This window comes from Streptomyces sp. NPDC093261, assembly GCF_044753645.1.
GTDB lineage: Bacteria > Actinomycetota > Actinomycetes > Streptomycetales > Streptomycetaceae > Streptomyces.
On record NZ_JBIVNO010000012.1, the window covers coordinates 188,230 to 204,176 of the forward strand.

Annotated in this window: 17 protein-coding genes and 1 pseudogene; 4 read left to right on the forward strand and 14 right to left on the reverse strand. The window is 69.8% G+C overall.

What is annotated here, in order from left to right; genetic code table 11:
* Nucleotides 1-77: 77 nt before the first annotated feature.
* A complete protein-coding gene (locus ACIP94_RS24825) occupies nt 78-1,955 on the reverse strand; it encodes a protein kinase (RefSeq protein ID WP_402429579.1) in 1,878 nt (625 codons plus the stop codon).
* A 203-nt stretch (nt 1,956-2,158) separates the two neighbouring features.
* Nucleotides 2,159-2,751, reverse strand: a pseudogene (locus ACIP94_RS24830) (alpha/beta fold hydrolase); the annotation flags it as partial.
* A gap of 216 nt (nt 2,752-2,967) precedes the next feature.
* Between ACIP94_RS24830 and ACIP94_RS24835 the strand changes: the two are divergent.
* On the forward strand, nt 2,968-4,026 hold the full coding sequence (locus ACIP94_RS24835) for an ABC transporter permease (protein WP_402429582.1): 1,059 nt from the start codon (nt 2,968-2,970) through the stop codon (nt 4,024-4,026).
* Between the two features lie 167 nt (nt 4,027-4,193).
* On the opposite strand, the gene ACIP94_RS24840 is transcribed toward ACIP94_RS24835, so the two are convergent.
* The 7 genes from ACIP94_RS24840 to ACIP94_RS24870 all read right to left on the reverse strand — a co-directional run bounded on the left by ACIP94_RS24840 (nt 4,194) and on the right by ACIP94_RS24870 (nt 10,055).
* Nucleotides 4,194-4,874 (reverse strand): class I SAM-dependent methyltransferase, encoded by a 681-nt coding sequence (locus tag ACIP94_RS24840; RefSeq protein ID WP_402429585.1) that lies wholly within the window; start codon nt 4,872-4,874, stop codon nt 4,194-4,196.
* Between the two features lie 283 nt (nt 4,875-5,157).
* Complete coding sequence (locus ACIP94_RS24845) at nt 5,158-5,898, reverse strand: DUF4142 domain-containing protein (RefSeq protein WP_402429588.1); 741 nt, start codon at nt 5,896-5,898, stop codon at nt 5,158-5,160.
* A 430-nt stretch (nt 5,899-6,328) separates the two neighbouring features.
* Nucleotides 6,329-6,946: an NAD(P)H:quinone oxidoreductase gene (wrbA, locus tag ACIP94_RS24850; protein WP_402429709.1), complete on the reverse strand. Its 618-nt coding sequence runs from the start codon at nt 6,944-6,946 to the stop codon at nt 6,329-6,331.
* Nucleotides 6,947-7,165: 219 nt separating this feature from the next.
* A complete protein-coding gene (locus tag ACIP94_RS24855) occupies nt 7,166-7,666 on the reverse strand; it encodes a YbfB/YjiJ family MFS transporter (RefSeq protein WP_402429712.1) in 501 nt (166 codons plus the stop codon).
* Nucleotides 7,667-7,947: 281 nt separating this feature from the next.
* Complete coding sequence (locus ACIP94_RS24860; RefSeq protein ID WP_402429591.1) at nt 7,948-8,331, reverse strand: hypothetical protein; 384 nt, start codon at nt 8,329-8,331, stop codon at nt 7,948-7,950.
* A gap of 311 nt (nt 8,332-8,642) precedes the next feature.
* The gene (locus ACIP94_RS24865) at nt 8,643-8,951 is read right to left on the reverse strand and encodes a hypothetical protein (protein ID WP_402429594.1); all 309 of its coding nucleotides are present in this window, start codon (nt 8,949-8,951) and stop codon (nt 8,643-8,645) included.
* A gap of 288 nt (nt 8,952-9,239) precedes the next feature.
* Nucleotides 9,240-10,055: a TetR/AcrR family transcriptional regulator gene (locus ACIP94_RS24870; protein WP_402429596.1), complete on the reverse strand. Its 816-nt coding sequence runs from the start codon at nt 10,053-10,055 to the stop codon at nt 9,240-9,242.
* A 122-nt stretch (nt 10,056-10,177) separates the two neighbouring features.
* Here ACIP94_RS24870 and ACIP94_RS24875 point away from each other — a divergent pair, with 122 nt between their 5' ends.
* Nucleotides 10,178-10,597, forward strand: a complete 420-nt coding sequence (locus ACIP94_RS24875; protein WP_402429599.1) for a VOC family protein — start codon at nt 10,178-10,180, stop codon at nt 10,595-10,597.
* Nucleotides 10,598-10,757: 160 nt separating this feature from the next.
* On the opposite strand, the gene ACIP94_RS24880 is transcribed toward ACIP94_RS24875, so the two are convergent.
* Together ACIP94_RS24880 and ACIP94_RS24885 are read right to left on the reverse strand one after the other, a co-directional pair.
* Nucleotides 10,758-11,075, reverse strand: a complete 318-nt coding sequence (locus ACIP94_RS24880) for a hypothetical protein (RefSeq protein ID WP_402429602.1) — start codon at nt 11,073-11,075, stop codon at nt 10,758-10,760.
* 86 nt (nt 11,076-11,161) lie between these two features.
* Nucleotides 11,162-12,640 carry a protein kinase gene (locus ACIP94_RS24885; protein WP_402429605.1) on the reverse strand — a complete coding sequence of 493 codons (1,479 nt, stop codon included), beginning with the start codon at nt 12,638-12,640 and terminating at the stop codon, nt 11,162-11,164.
* Between the two features lie 373 nt (nt 12,641-13,013).
* On the opposite strand from ACIP94_RS24885, the gene ACIP94_RS24890 reads away from it, so the two are divergent.
* Nucleotides 13,014-13,310: a hypothetical protein gene (locus tag ACIP94_RS24890; RefSeq protein WP_402429608.1), complete on the forward strand. Its 297-nt coding sequence runs from the start codon at nt 13,014-13,016 to the stop codon at nt 13,308-13,310.
* 157 nt (nt 13,311-13,467) lie between these two features.
* Here the strand turns inward: ACIP94_RS24890 and ACIP94_RS24895 are convergent, their stop codons facing one another.
* The 3 genes from ACIP94_RS24895 to ACIP94_RS24905 form a co-directional block, all read right to left on the reverse strand.
* Entirely contained in the window at nt 13,468-13,716 is a 249-nt protein-coding gene (locus ACIP94_RS24895; protein ID WP_402429611.1) for a hypothetical protein, read from the reverse strand.
* The gene (locus ACIP94_RS24900; RefSeq protein ID WP_402429614.1) at nt 13,703-14,017 is read right to left on the reverse strand and encodes a DUF6400 family protein; all 315 of its coding nucleotides are present in this window, start codon (nt 14,015-14,017) and stop codon (nt 13,703-13,705) included. Before ACIP94_RS24900 ends, ACIP94_RS24895 begins: the two co-directional genes overlap by 14 nt.
* Before the next feature lie 454 nt (nt 14,018-14,471).
* Nucleotides 14,472-15,134, reverse strand: coding sequence for a hypothetical protein (locus ACIP94_RS24905; protein ID WP_402429617.1), 663 nt, complete (start codon nt 15,132-15,134; stop codon nt 14,472-14,474).
* Between the two features lie 241 nt (nt 15,135-15,375).
* On the opposite strand from ACIP94_RS24905, the gene ACIP94_RS24910 reads away from it, so the two are divergent.
* Nucleotides 15,376-15,882 carry a methylated-DNA--[protein]-cysteine S-methyltransferase gene (locus ACIP94_RS24910; protein WP_402429620.1) on the forward strand — a complete coding sequence of 169 codons (507 nt, stop codon included), beginning with the start codon at nt 15,376-15,378 and terminating at the stop codon, nt 15,880-15,882.
* Nucleotides 15,883-15,947 lie beyond the last annotated feature (65 nt).

Genomic DNA, 15,947 nt, shown 5'->3' on the forward strand with positions numbered 1-15,947 from the left:
AAGAAGGAGGCCGGGTCGCCGCCTGCAACCGGCGGCGACCCGGATCAGCCCGTGTCGGCCTTCGTCGGGGCGGTCGCTCAGGAACGGTCCGCCGAGAACGTGGTGCAGTTCGGACCGTAGATCCGGCCGTCGAGGTGGTTCGGTGTGGACGTGTCGTAGGAGCCCTGGAGGTCCACCGTCAGATAGCCCGGCGGCTGGTTGATCCAGTGCGTCGCCCGCAGCGTCAGTACACCGTTCTGAACGGTACCCGCCATCGCGAACGAGCCACGCGGCACCTGGGGGTTGGAAGGAGCCGGATAGAACGCGAACACGGCCTCCGCGGTTCCGTCGTCGTGCTGCTCGATGGTGAGCACCAGGCCGGTGATGCCCTGGTTGCACACGTAGCTGCCGCTCCACTGCCCCGACAGGCCGACCACGTTCGCGGCGGGTGAGGACGGCGTGTCGTCGGGTGGACTGGTGGTGGGCGGGGACGGGGTGTCGTCGGGCGACGTGCCGGCGGGGGAGGACGGACTGTCCAACGGAGTCGGGGTGTCCTGGTACGGCGAGACATACGGCGACGAACCCGAGGACGAGTTCCCCGAATCCGAGCCGGACCCGCCACTGCCGAACAGGGCATCCGCCTGCCACGCCACGAGTCCGATCGCCAGCACAGCGGCGAGAACGGAGCCGATCACCGCCACCCGACGTCTCCGGGAGGAGCCCTCGAACGGTCCGGGCCTCCCTGGCACCGGCGTGGGCAGCATGCCGGGGAGTGGAGTTCCGGGCGGAGGGGCGTCGGCTCCCGCGCCGCTCGCCGCCATGTCCGGCACCAACGCGGTGGGCGTATAGGCCGGTGGCGGGGTCGGCGGAACCGGCCCGCGCATGGTGGGCGCCTGGTGGGCCGGAACGGAGCAGGCGCCGGATCCCGGAGATGACGGCGTACCGGCAGGCGGATGTCCGTCGTCCCCGGCCCCCGGCGACGGTAGAGGCCCGTCGGCCCCGGCCCCCGGCGTTTCGGGTGCGGTCGCCATGCCCCGGACCGGGGGTGACTTCGGCAGCGTCGCCGCTTCCCCTCCCGCCCCGTCCCGTGCCTCCCGGACCGTCGAGGCCACCGTCGGAGGAAGCCAGGACGCGTTGGTGAACAAGAGCGTCGTTCGGGCCGCGCCGGCCGCGTCCGTGAGTTCCGCGAGGAGCGCGCCGACGGGCGGCCGGGCCTCGGGGCGCTTGGCCAGGCAGCGCGCGACCAGCCCGCGTATCGTCTCGGGGACCGCGTCCAGGTCGGGATCGCCGTGGACGATGCGGTACATCAGTCCCTGGGCCGACCCGGTGCCGAAGGGCCCGGAGCCCGACGCGGTGAACGCGAGGACCGCGCCCAGCGCGAACACATCGCTCGCCGGCCCGACGGGTTCGCCGGTGAGCTGCTCCGGCGACATGAACCCGGGTGTCCCGATCACCACTCCGGTACGGGTGATCGCGCTCGCCTCGGTCGCCGTCGAGATGCCGAAGTCGATGACACGGGGGCCGTCGGCGGCGAGCAGCACGTTCGACGGCTTCAGATCACGGTGCACGAGCCCCGCCGCGTGGATCGCCTCCAGTGCCTCCGCGAGCCCCGCAGCCAAGGTCGTCACCGGACCGGCCTCCCAGGCCCCGTGCCGGGCGACGGCGGTGTCCAGCGAGATGCCCGGCACATACGCGGTGGCCAGCCATGGCGGGTCCGCCTCCGGATCGGCGTCCACCACGCCCGCCGTGAACACCCCGTTCACCCGGCGGGCGGCGGCGACCTCGCGCGCGAACCGCTGCCGGAACTCGCGGTCCTCGGCGAGCTCGGGCCGTACGACCTTCACGGCGACCGCCCGGCCGCCCTTGGACCGGGCCAGATAGACCCGCCCCATGCCGCCGGCCCCCAGCCGGCCCACCAGCCGGTAGGGCCCGACCCGGTCGGGATCCCCCACTCCCAGCGCGCGCAAAGCCTCCATACACAACCCCCCAAGGTCTCCTGCGTCTCCCCACGCAGGGTTCACATGATGGCGTCAGCAAGCGCTTGCGAGGCTTCGGCTTTCAACAGACCCGGGGGATACGCGGGAACTCGGTGACAGTCGAGTGGAGTTGCGGTAACCCGGACAGAGCCGAGCGGAGCGCATCCCACCAGCCTTCAGGTAGGAAACAAAAACAGTGCGAGTCACTCACAGCCTTCGGTGGCGAGGAACGGTCGCAGGAGGGCCAGCAGGGCGTCGGGACGGTCCGGCGGGATGATGTGCCCGCAGTCCTCAATGAGATGGCCGGTCAGATGCTCGGCGTACGGGCGCGGTTGACGTTCCAGTGCGCGTCCCACCGGGTTGGCTCCGATGGTGAGCGTGGGCACGTTCGGCCTGGCCGAGTCCACGGCGGACCGGGTCTGGCGGGCGGTGGACGGCAGCGCCCGGTAGGGGCCGAACGCACCCCGCAGCGCGTCGACTCCTTCGTAGGCTGCGACGATGGAGTCGTATACGTCCTGCCGCACCCCACGTCCGCGTGTGCCGCGGTCGAGAAACCATCTGACGTATGTCTCCTCATGACCCCCGAGCACGAATTCCGCCAAGTCGGGGGTTCGCCCTGAAAGCCGAACCACCACGGAGGACCGTCGGAGAGGAACTCCTCGGCACCGGGCAGGCGGCCCAAGAGCGACTCCATGACCACAAGGCGGCTCACGAGGTCGGATCTGCGCATGGCCGGCAGGAATGCGGGCGGGGTACCGACATCGATGCCCACGACCGCCGCGGAGGTCACGCCGAGCAAGGCGACGCCCTGGGGGCGTCGACGGCCATGCGGCGGTCGCCATGAGTCATCGAGTTGTGGCGCCGCCGCGGGCGGCGGGTCCGGCAGGGTCTACGGGAGGTGGCGTCGCCGTCGGCGCCGGCCGGCAGTGCAGACCATTCGGGCCTCGTTCGGGCAGTCCCGTACCCACGAGAATGAGAGGGGAGTTGTGGTGAATGACCTAGTCTATGCGCCATGTCCGAATTTCCGCATGGTGTGCATGGCTGGCCGCCCACCCGAGCGGCCCGCTGGGCCGCTTTTCGGGAATCCCCCTTCTTGCCCGCGACCGTGCTGGTGCTGATCGTCGCGGCCGTGGCCGGGCTGTTCGCCGGTTCCTACACCTATGCGATGGCCAACCCGACCCCGCACAGCATTCCCACCGCGGCCGTCGGCGCGTGGGACCAGGGCCAGGGCCGACGTTTCCTCGCCGGTATGGAGAAAATGCTGGCCACGTCCCTGAAACTGCACCCCTATGACAGCTATGGAGCGGCGAGGGAGGCCATGGACGACCAGAGGGTGTTCGCCGTGGTCGACGTCCCTTCCGCTGGCAACGCCCTCACTCTGGATGTGTCCAGCGCGTCCGGAGCATCCGTCGCTCAGGTGCTGGCGGAAACGGCGGTGCACGTCGGCAAGGCCACCGGAGTGCGGGTCACGGTTCGCGACGTCAAACCGCTGCAGCGAGGCGATCCACGGGGACTGGCGATCTTCTACATTTCCATCGCGGCCGTGATCATCGGTTTTGTGGGCGCCATCCAGTTGAATGTCCACGCGGGTGCGCTCAATCCACCGGAGCGCATCGCCTTCATCCTTGCCTACGCCCTGCTCGGCGGATTCGCGATCGCCGCGGTGGTGGACTGGCTGTTGGGCGCCCTGAAGCTGCCTTTCCTCGAGTCCTGGTCGATCCTGGCGCTGACGATGTTCGTGTCCGGCACGGTCTTCACGATGTTCAACACGCTGTGCGGGCGTTGGGCCATGCTGCCGACGTGGGGGCTGATGGTCGTGCTCGGCAACCCCTCCTCGGGAGGTGCCGTCTCCTGGCCGCTGCTGCCGTCTCCCCTCGGTGCCATCGGCCGTTGGCTGCCGCCCGGGGCCTCGGTGAACGCCCAGCACAACGCCGTCTACTTCGCCGGCCACCAGCACGCCTTCCCTTTTCTGGTGCTGGCCGGCTGGGCGGTTCTCTCCTGCACCGTCTTCTATGTCTGGCGGCACCGCCACCCCGGTGGCCGTCCAGCCCCGTCCCGTGCGGCGCCTTGATTGGTTCCGGTGGCTTGGCGAGGCCGGTTTCAGGCTTTGCCTGCTCGCGGGAACGCACCGGAGGCCACGGTCTCCTGACCATCGGGGATCCTGTTCCGAGTGCCTGTGATCAGGCCAGGGCACGGCCCGCAGCCGCGACCGGATCGTCCGCTCTTGCCCGGGCCGCCTCAGGGCGCGGGAACCGCGCGCACCCATGTCCGGTCGTCCGTCAGGTACTTGTCCACCATCAGGCCCACCCCTGCCAGCGCTTCCTCGAACTCTTCCTTGGTCAGTGGCCGGGAGAGGAACGTCTGTGTCCATGTGGCGTCCGGGAACTCATACTCCGCACGCACGGAGCGCACTCCGTCACCGACCGGCTCCGAGGACACAATCCGCACGGTGAGGCCGCTGGGGTCGACGCGTTCGCGAGGCAGGTTCGTATGCCTGTCCTCGCCCTCGCGCTGAATCAGTACACAGCCGCCTGGAGCGACATGCCGCCGACAGGCCCGCAGGAGTGCTCGCCGCACCGCGATGTCACCGGCGTGCACGAGGAACGACGCCAGCATCACCACGTCGAACGTCTCACCCAGATCGAGGTCCTCGATCGGACTGCGCACCGTGCGCGCCCCGCGGACACGCTCCAGCATCTCCGGCGACTCGTCCACCGCGGTGACCGTGAAACCCCGCTCCAGGAGTGGGTGGGTAACCCGGCCCACACCGCAGCCCAGCTCCAGAATGTGCGCACCTGGCGGCACCGCCGAGACGATGACATCCGGCTCGGGCCCGACCGGAAGCCGCGCATACAGCTCGACCGCGCAGCCGTCGGGGGTGATCGCGCCAGGTCCCGTCCCGTTGTGTCCTGCTCGCATCTTCAGGCCCATGCCGGTCCAACGAGTTGGATCCTACGACCGTTCCTGCCACACCGATCATGGACAGGTGTCTGAGCCAGTGGATTGACGCCCGCGCATCTGCAGCCCGCGGGAATGTGCCCTCCGCATCAGCGACTTCCTGCCGGTCCGCCCCTTGCCCCACCGCCTTCGAAACGCTGCGACACTCGACCGGAACCGACGGCGAGCAGGGCAAGGGCCTGGGGCGGTCCGCTCAACGGCCGGCGCGACGCTGCCTGGAGAGAGGGACAGCTCCCTGCGCCGATCAGCCGACCGCCGGACTGGGCGCCGGGGAGGCGGTGTTCACGTTCAGGTCCGGGCGGGGCGTGAGGACGACCATCGGTGCGCCCGGCTGAGGCGCGGGCGGGGTGAGCTGGTCCTTGGGCAGCTTCGGCGGGGTGCTCTGCTGGAAGAGGACCTGGTCGAAGTTGACCGTGCCGGTCTTCTCCAGCACCGTGATGTGGTCGAGGACCGTGTCGTTCGCCAGGTCCGCGAGCTGGCGGACCATGGTGTTCTTGGTGGTGGCGCGGATCTTCGCGATGACCGGGAAGATCTGGCCGTGGGTGACCCGCATGATGTTCGCGGCCGTGTTGTCGAACTCCTTGCCGTTCGCCGCCGCCGAGGTCGCCACGAACTGCTGCTGCTGCGGGGTCGCCTGGTTCGGCAGGGTGATGCCCAGGTCCGGGGCGATCTTGCGGCACATCTCGTCGAGTCCCGCGTGGCCGACGATCAGATGCTTGCCGGCCTCCCTCATCTCCGGCGTGGATCCCTTCTTCAACGCGATCTCACCCAGCGGGTACTCCCACAGCCCGGCGGAGCGCACCTTGACCACGAAGTCCCGGTCCGCTTCGGTCAGCGGGCCGTAACGGGTGTTGGCGATGACGCGGTCCGGGGAACCGGACGTCGTCTGGACGCCGAGCATGGCGGGGTAGGCGAGGGCGGTGAGGGTCAGACCCAGCGCACCCGCCACGAAGACGGTTCCTGCCATGTTCCGGGAGATGGGCATGCTGCCTCCAGGCGTGAGCGGCTTGCTACGCCAGGAAGTACGTACGGACTCGGCGGATGGATCACCGCTCCGAGCAAAACGTGCGGGCTGCTGCCGGCGACTCTATGTGGGCAGGCCGGCCCGGCGCCGGGAGGCGTCCGCGACGGCCGCCCAGGGGGGCATGAACGCCTACGGTTCTCGGGGCGATCGGGGCGGGAGCCGTGCTGGGCGCCGTAGTGCTGCCACGGGTCCGCCGACGCTGATCGAGCAGTCTGGCGCCGACCGTTGGAGGGATCCTCTTCGCGGCCGTGCCGACCGTGCTCGCGCTGGTGCGCATTCCGTGGGTCGTCGTGGTCGTCCTGGTGCTGTCCGGTGTCGCCCGGGTCGCGGTGCTGTCCACGCGCCGACAGGAAGGTGTTCCTGTCGGCGCGGATTCGGTGCGGAGGGCGGATCAGGCGGAGAGACCGGCCTTGAGGGCTGCGGCGATCTGGATGACGCGCTCGGCCTGGTGGCGGGCGGCGTTGCGGGTGTCGTCACCGATCGGGTTGTTGCCCTGGGCGTCCACGTGGGAGGTGCCGTAGGGGTTGCCGTCGACGAACTTCACCGGGTCGGTGTAACCGGGCGAGACGATGATGCCGCCGAAGTGGTGGATGGAGTTGTACAGCGCGAGCAGCGTGGACTCCTGGCCGCCGTGGGCGGTGGCGGTGGTGGCGAAGCCGCTGTAGACCTTGTTGGCGAGCTTGCCCTGGGCCCACAGGCCGCCGAGGGTGTCGATGAACTGCTTGAGCTGCGAGGCGATGTTGCCGAAGCGGGTCGGGGAACCGAAGATCACGGCGTCGGCCCACTCGACGTCGGCGGGGGTGGCCACCGGGATGCCGGCGCTGGCGGCGGCGTGCGCGGCCCACGCCTCGTTGGAGGCGATGGCCGCCTCGGGGGCCAGCTCCGCCGCCTTCAGCAGCCGCACCTCCGCGCCGGCCTTCTCTGCCGCCGCGCTGATCTCCTTGGCGATCTCGGCGCTGAAACCGGTCGAGGAGTAGTAGATGACCGCGAGCTTGACGGGGGAAGTCACGGGGGTGGTCTCCAATTCAGCAGTGGTGTCGGTGTTGCGACGGAAAAAGCCCATGGTGCTTGGGTAGCTTTCGTTTGAGCTGTACATCCCAGAACTCAAGAGGATGCGGTGTGCGCTTGCGGCGCATGGTTGAAGGCTAAACCACTCTCCCGAGTGGTGCAACATTCAACTGAATCGCAACTCGGTCATCCTTGAGGCCCAGGAGCGTGGAGGTCGCCGTCACCGACACCCCGAAGCCGCGCGGTCGGTGGTCGCGCAGCTGGAGGGCCAGGTGCTGTTCGCCAAGCTGTACAACGACACGGACCGGCTCGGCCTCCTGTGGGCCGACTGCCTGGCCCTGCTCGGCGGGCAGCCGAAGAGGCAGGGCGTGCCGGAGGCGTCTGGTGTACGACCGGCATCGCGTGGGGGAAATCGACGCCGAGCACGGCGGCGGCGCCCGCGGCGGCCAGGACCAGGGCCTGGTGGTAGCCGTGGTGGGGCAGGGGGGACCCCCGGTCCGGACACAGCGATGCCGGCGCCCACGCCACCGAAGGCCCAGCCGGTCAGATGGGCGGAGTGCTGCCTGAGGTGACCGAGGAGAGAGCTGACCGCGATGACGAAGATCAGGGCGCTGGTGACTCCGGCCGGCAGCCGGAGACCGAGCCACGCGGCGGCGCTGTCTACGGCGGGCATCCCCGCCGGAGTGGCGGTCGCTACGACGAGGCAGATGCGCAGGAGCATGGGGGAGCGGACCAGCGCGGGGACCAAGATGCCCTCACCCGCGCTGAGAGCCGTGGCATCCCAGGCAGTCACTCCTGAGGTCGGAATCGACGTCGGTCAGGACGTCACGGTCCACCGCGGTCGGCCCGGCCTTGGGATGGTCGAGGTGACAGCGGGCCTGCCGGGTCGGGATCGGCCTCGTATCGGGCTGTCTGCGGGCCGCGATGCGGTGGTTCCCCGCTGCCTGTCAGCGGGGAACCACGCGTGGTGTCGGGTCGGTTGAGGCGTGGTGTCGAGTCGGTTCAGGCCTGGGCGCAGATTGCGTACACGGTGATGCCGACGCTGGAGTAGTTGTTCTGCCGGCCCAGGCCGATCCAGCCGCTTCCACTGTCGGTCGGGAAGCTGCCGACCAGGATCGCGTCGTTGCCCTGGGCCTCGGCGCCACCGCCGATGGCCTTCTTGCCCGGCGGGCAGAAGACCGTGCGGCGCTGGAAGTTGGGCACATTGGCGACGGGGAGTCTGACGATCTGGTAGCCGTCCACGGCAGCGGCCCGTGCCGGCTGTGCCTTGCTTGCCGCAGCCTGGCCGGTGGCGGTCTCGCTGGTGGTGGCCTGGGCGGCCCATCCGGCTCCGGATGCCAGGGCCAGGACCAGTACGCCCGCGCCGATCGCCTGCTTGCCTCGCATGGGTGTCCTTTCGTCGCGTGGGGTTCCCGGAAGTGGAGCCCCTTCGCTGACGATCGTCGCGGCGTCAACAGGCCGTTGGGCGGCCAATCGCCCCAAACGCACCTATGGAGCGAATGAGAGGCAAAACGGCGTAGATGGGCGGACGTATGGCGAGGTGAGCGCGCGGCAATGGAGAGCGTGCGCTATGTGCGGTCCGTCATCCGCATCGCGGGTGGTGCGGGTGGTGCGGGTGGTGCGGGTGGTGCGGGTGGCGACTGTGGCGCCACTGGCGCCGGTTACGCGCCGACTGCGCCGCCAAACCGTTGGCGCGCCTACGGCCCTGTGGGTGCGAACAGCGCCAGCTGGTCCGCGATCCAGGGATCGGGTGCCGTCGGCCGCTTCGCAGCCGTGGGCCCGAAGAGCGCCAGTTGATCCGCGATCCAGGGATCGACGGGCCGGTGGCCGGCGCAGTGCTCGGCGGAGTGGTGGCTGGTGTGGGCTGTGGTGGTGGTCAGGGCGGAGGTGTGCCCGACCGTCTGAGGAGTGGCTGCCGTCGCGGATCCGCCGGTGGCCAAGAGAGTGCCTCCGACGGCTAGGCAGGCGATGCCAGTGGTAGCGATACGCCATGTCAGCTTCTTCATGATCTCCTCCTCGCGTAGCCCAGCTCGCTCAGTGGAGCGAGTCGCTCGAACGGCCGGGAAGGCAATGGCCCCGGTCGCCGTCTCGTAGAACCGGGTCGGACGGTACGCCTGCCCCACACTTCACATCTCACACACGGGCAGCGAAGGTGAGCGAACCCAAGCGTCGAGCGGCGGGCCTCCATGGCTCCGGCCATGGAGGTGCATGGCGTGACGCAGGAGGCGCGTGGGGCAGGGGTCGCGCGGGGCAGGGGGAGCGGGGCGGGGGGCGGGGCCAAATAAGGTTCTGGCCTATGGGGCACCGGTGCCCTGCCCCCTGCGTGATGGAACGGCTCCCTCCGCACCTCGGCGCTGGTCGATGAGCGCGGTGAGGGCGTCGAGGACGCGTTGCAGGCCGAAGGCGTAGGCGTGCTCGGGGTCGTAGGCACTGCCGTGTGCGGCGCCTGCCGCCGCTCCGACGCGCACGGCTGTGGGGTAGGCGTTCGCGTCGAGGACCTGCGCCAATAGCGGGGCGTTCGCCTCCCACCACTGTTGGTCGTTCATGGCACTGTCGTGCTGGGCGGCGCGGGCGTCGGCGGCTGCGCGGGCGCATGCCTGTACGAAGGTGAGGAGATAGGTCAGGCAGTCATCCATCTCGACGTCACTGAGCCCCAGGCCATCGAGCGCGGACAACTCGTGCTCGTACTTGGCCATCAGGCCCGGTCCGAGCGGAGGCCTGGCGGTGGAGACGGTCGCGGCCCAGGGGTGCCGTTCGAAGAGGGCCTTGTTCTCCTCGGCGACGGCGGTGACACGTTGGTGCCACGCCTGTCCGGTGGTGTCCGTACGGGGCATGCGGGCATAGGCGGCGTCGAGCATGAGGTCGAGCAGTTCGGCCTTGCCGGGGACGTAGGTGTACAGCGTCATCGGCACCACGCCGAGTTCCTGGGCCACTCGGCGCATGGTCACCGAGTCCAGGCCTTCTGCGTCGGCGATAGCGGTGGCCGCCTCGACCACCGCGTCCACGCTCAGCCCGCGTCGTGGGCCTCGGCGGCGGTCGGCGCTGGACTGGCGCCACAGCAGCTGCAGGGTACGGGCGGGGTCGCCCGCGCTGGTTCGTTCCGTCGGCACGGGGCAATTCTCTCGTACCAAATCTCTGTACGTTGTATTGTGTACGGCGTACAGAGAGACGCGGACGCGCCGGGAACCGCGTCGTGCCGCTCTTCTGAGATGAATCACCTTGAAGGAGTCCCGTGAGGATCGCTTCCAGCGCCGTGTCGCTCAACGTCGACGACGTCCCCGGCTCCGCCGCCTTCTTGGTCCAGCACTTCGGCTTCCGGGAGGAGATGTGCGCCGACGGGTTCGCGTCCCTGACGCGCGACGACGTCGGTATGAACGTCATCTTTCTGCGGCGAGGGCTGGCGACCCTCCCGGCGGACCAGCGCGAGGACCACGCCGCGGGTCTGATCCTCGCCTTCGTCGTCGACGACCTCGAAGGCGAGCTGGCACGCCTGCGCGCCGAAGGCGTCACGATCACCATGCCGTTGACCGAAGAGGAGTGGGGCGAGCGCGCCTTCCAGGTCCGCGATCCCAACGGCGTCATCGTGCAACTGGTCGACTGGAACGCGACCACGAAGGCTGAGCCGAGCGGATCCGGCGCCCCGCACGCATGACCTCCCGGCGCGGGATACCGGCGCGGGATGCCGTCCGCCCCCTACCGCTCCCCGCCCTTCCTACCGCTCCCGCCCTTCCTACCGCTTCTACGAGGCCGGCGGCCCTGTTGTGGCCGCGTGACTCCCTCGGGCCCCGATCACCCGGTGACCGGTCCGGACCTCAGATCTCGGAATCGATGCCGGTGATCACCGCCGGCCCCAGGGGCGCGCTGGTCGCGTCCAGCCCGACGGCACGCAGAGCGGTGCTCGCAAGGTGCCGGGCGTCCTGTTCGGCGTGGGGTCCGCTGTTCGCCTCTACGGTGAGGCGGATGGCGAAGGTGCCGTCCTCGTTGACGGTGAGGACGTCCAGATCCTCCTCGTCTCCCCTCTGGGTACGGTGGGGGTCAGCCGGACGCAGCGCTCGGACCAGTTCAGACCTCTGACCTGCTTCGATCGGATCGGTGAAGGTGCCGGGCACGGTAATCACGTACGTCGTCATGTCCTTCCTTCCCTCGGATACGACACCGAGTACCCCGGTTCGGGGCCTACCGTGCCCTCGACGCCGCTTCCATGCCCATGGATGGCTCAGCGTGGCCGTGAGCCTGCTGCGAGGCGGTGCCACGTTGACAGGCGGTCGCCCGGTACTGCCCGCCTCGCATCGGCCCGGCGGCGCACGAGTCCCACGGCCTCCCACACCATGGCGGCACCCGCCACCAACGACAGAAGCAGGTAGAAGACGAACAGCTTGCGCAGGTCGTCGAGGAAATACCAGATCGATGCCGTGGCGCTGAACCAGAAGGCGACCAGTGAGCCGGCGCCGCGCCCTCGGCTGCGGGCAGCGCTGACGAGGCAGCAGGCGGCGGTCAGCGCCAGCAGGGCTGCGATAGCGACGTACGAGCGGTCCCAGCCCTCGTTGGCGCGCCGCAGTTCCGAGTTGACCGCTACGGCCTCGGCCACCGGCCCCCAGCCCACCGCGCACGACACGCGTGCTGACCATGGCAGCGTCACCAGGCCCAACAGGGCCGCCGTGAGGGCGATTCGGCCGAAGTGGTCGGTCTCCACCAATGCGCCACGCGCGCACAGCACCGACAGCAGGCATCCGAGCAGGGCCAAGGCGCCCTGCGCTGAGGGGCGCAAGGATATGCGGAACCGGTCCCGGAGAGGGGTTCGACCGTCGAGGCGCGTGGCCGAAGCGACAGGGGCGGCGGCCTGAACCGTCGGCATGGCCGCCTGCGCGAGGGCGTCGGTGAGAGCCGCACGCATCTGCCCGGCGTCGGCGAACCGTTCCTCCGGGTCCTTGCGCAAGGCGCGTTGGATCACGGCCTCGACGGCCGGCGGCACCTGCGGCCGGAGCCGCGAGACCGGCTCGGGTTCGGCGAGCAAGTGCTGATGCATGACGGCGAACGGCGACGCGCCACGGAACGGCGGCTGCCCGGTGAGCAGTTCATGCAGCAGGCACCCCATCGCGTACAGATCGGCCCGGTGGTCGATCTCGGCCCCGTTGATCTGCTCGGGGGACAGGTACGCGGGAGTGCCTATGGCCGCGCCGCTGCCGGTGATGCGGGTGGCGGCCTCGGTGAATGCCTTCGCGATGCCGAAGTCGAGGACCTTCACGGTGTCGGGTCCGGCAAGCATGATGTTGGAGGGCTTGATGTCCCTGTGCACGATTCCGCGCTCGTGGCTGTGGCACAGCGCGTCCAGCACCGCGCACGCCGCCGTGACCGCCTCGGCGACGGGCAGTGGCCCGTCGCGCAGGGCCTCGGCGAGGGTGGTGCCCTCCACGTACTCCATGACCAGGTAGGGCCGTGGGCCGTCCGGGTCCGGCTCCTCGCCGACGTCGTGGATGGTGGCCACCGCCGGGTGGTTCAAGGCGGCCGCCGCGTGTGCCTCCCGCCGGAAGCGGGCCCGCGACTGAGGATCGTGGGCCAGCCCCGGGGAGAGCAGCTTCACCGCGACGGTACGGCGCAGCCGCTGGTCCACCCCCCGATGGACCGTGCCCATGCCGCCCTGTCCGAGCCTCTCGATCAGCTCGTACCGGCCGCCGAGGACCATCTCCCGCCCCACTCGCGCCTCCCCGTGAATCGCGCACCCCGACGCAGCTTACGGTGCGCGCAGGCGATGGCCCGCGCCGACCGCGCCCACGGAGGCTCATCCTTCGCCCGCGCCGCCGAGCCGGATGGCCCCGCCGGATCGGTCGCCCGGGGGTTTGTTGCATGCGGTGATAGGAGGGTGCGCAACAACCAGCCGCATCCGAAGCTCTGTTACGCGGCCGGGCACAGCACCGCTCGGTCGTCGCGCCGACTGGCCCGGACCCTTTGCGTGGCAGGGCCAGGTCGCATCCACTCATCGAACAAGGGCGGGAAACCCAACCATGAACGTACGCAGGAGCCTTGCAGCCGTTTCCGTCGCTACTGCGGTATGCCTCGGCGGGGCTGTCATGGCCACTCCCGCGCAGGCCGGCACCAACGGCCAGCAGGTCGCCGTCTCCACCTGGCACTCGGACAAGGCCCGGGTCTGCGGCTACAACCAGCACAACAAGTACGCCTGCACCCCCTGGTTCCGCACGCCCGGCAGCGGCTATTACGGCGCCCCCGGATACTGGTTCGCAGGCACAGTCCTGATCACCGGCGTGAACGAAGTCACCGGCCATGCCTACAAGGCCACGTGCGGCGTTCCCAAGTCGCAGTCCGGAAACTGGACCTACTGCGACGGACGCAGCCACAAGACGCTGTAGGGGGCCAGCCGGCCCGGCGGAGGTCTCACCGCACTCAGCACCGGGAGGTGCGGCCGCGAGAGTTCCGATACCTCGTGGGTGGTATGGGCCCGGGGTGACGGAGATCTTGGTCGAAACGGAACGCGGCGACATCGAAGGCGCCTGAGTGATGACGTGATCAGCGGGCCTGGCGATGTCCCGGATCGTTCACGCGGGTGGCTCCGAAACCGGACTCGTGTGTCCAGATGTGGGTGCACGAGGGGCACTGCAGGTGGAGCAGGCTGCCCGTGTTGGAGAGGAGGTAGCGCCAGTGCTCGCTGCATGCACGCCGCTCCTCGCACGCGGCGCACCCCTCCCTGTCGTTGCAGTTCGGGCAGGCCACCCAGGCGCGGCGGCCGATGTCGGCATGAGGGTCAAGAGGCAGCACTGCCGTCCCCTCTCCTGGGCAGCACGCCGGCCGCGACCAGGTCGTCGTACAGGCGCTGCTGCTCCTCGCTCAGGTGCGAGTAGAGCATGTCGCGCGCCTTGTCCTCGTCGTGCAGCACCGCGACGGGATCCCAGTCGGGGCCGAGAGCGGCGAGGACATGGGTGCGGCGCAGAGCCTCGTGCGACGTCAGGTCGACGCTGAAGTCGGCGAGCGACGTGCTGTCCGGGCGGTCCGCCGCGGGCCTACCCTCGGCGGCGGGTTCGTCCGGATCATTGGGAAGAGTGGGGCCATGGGGGGACATATGGCAGAACTTAGGTAGCCCTTGCTGGGTGAGGCAAGAGCGGGTGGGGCAAGTCACAGCAGACCGGCAAGCACATGGCAACCCTGCGTACCCCCGTCGTAACGGTACGCCAGTAGTGGTCGCATTCCACGCGCGGCTTCGGCATCGCCGCGACGGAGGGCAACCTTCTGATGCCCCTGCGGAAGGGCGAGGTGATCCTCCCCGCCATGGCTCCAGGCGACCGTTGTGACCGCCACGTCGTCCATGTGCACAGGCGGCTCGACCATGTGTGGGGAGCGAGCGAGCGCTGAACGGCGAAACCAGGTCTACGGCGGTCACTCCGGTACCCGATCATGCGCAGGACCACGTCCGGCGAATGGTCCAGCGGCCAGGGGCGTCGCCCCGAGGGCTCCTGAGGCCGGCCTGACACCGGTCGGGACCGAAACGGCTGCTGCGATCCCGTGCGGACGTTCTTCTACGGCCTCCTGTCAGCGCGGGGCGTGCCGTCCCAGCGCCACTTGGCAAGGCGTGGCCGACCGGGGAGTTCCGCGCGGCCGGTGGCCCAGAGGAGGGTCGGCCAGCGGTCGGTGTCGGTCGGGGCGTCGGGGAAGAGCCGGGCCAGCACGCGATCGCACAGGCAGGCGGGCGGCGTCCAGTCCATGCCCAGCCCCTCGGCGACATCGTGGGTGTGCACCAGGGTCTCGACGACGCCCATCGCGGCGAAGCCCTCGGGATCGGCCGCGCCGAAGATGTGGTGTGCCCGGACCGTGGACGGCGTGGTGCGGACGATTGCGGACAGCAAGCCGCCGCCGGCATCCAGTACTTGGAGGAGACCGGCTGGGCCGGCCTCGCGGTCCGCGAAGACAGCGTTCGCCGGGCCGCCCGGCCTCTTGCGGCTCCATGCGAAGGGGACGTGGGTGGCCGGTGGAGGGTCCGCCGGGCTCAGTTGGACGGCGTAGGAGAACAGGTCGTCGGTGAGGTGCTCGACGGTTTCCCAGCAGTCCCACTCCAGGGAACCGGCCTTGACGCTCCAGTCTGCCGAGTCCGCTTCGCGCAGAGCGGTCAGCGCCAAGCGGACGGCATAGTCCACGTCGGCCGCGGTGACCGGTCCGCTCGTCGATCCCTGTGCTTCCGCCATGCCGGGACCGTACCAACAACCACCTGATACCGGGGAACCGGTTTTCGAGTCCGTGGTGAGCTTGGATGCAGATGGTTCCGTCGGTGTCCGCCTGCCCTCCCGGACGCGCCCGCACCGCCCGCAGAGCGGCGTCCGAATCCCGCCGGACGTCGCCGCCGGCAAGCCGCACAGTGGATGGCGAAGAGACCAAGGATGACCTCTTGGGATCTGTATGGGCACTTCCTGAAAGGACACCGGACCGATGACGGTCTACACGACGATGGCCAGCCCGCTGGGCGAACTGCTGCTGACGGGCGAGGAGTCGGATACGGCCAAGGGCGGCACCGCGCTCGCTTCGCTGTCCGTGCCCGGTCAGAAGCGCGGGGCCGTCGTCCAGAACGGGTGGATCGAGGAGCCGGAGGCGTTCGCCGAGATCGTCGCCCAGCTCCGCTCGTACTTCGACGGCACACTGACCCGCTTCGACATCGAGTACGCCCCCAGCGGCTCCGACTTCCAGCGGCGGGTGTGGACGGCACTGGAGGCCATCCCCTACGGCACCACCCTCACATACGGTGACATCGCCCTGAAGATCGGCGCGCCGAGGGCCGCGGTGCGGGCCGTGGGCACGGCCATCGGCGCGAACCCGCTGCTGGTCGTGCGTCCCTGCCACCGTGTGATCGGCGCCGGAGGTGCGCTGACCGGCTACGCGGGCGGCCTGGAGCGCAAGCAGCAGCTCCTGGACCTGGAGCGCGGGCAGCAGACCGCCTGAAGGACGTCACCCCGGTTCCGCGACACCGGCCAGACCTTCCGGTGCGAGGGGAGCCGGGGCCGGCA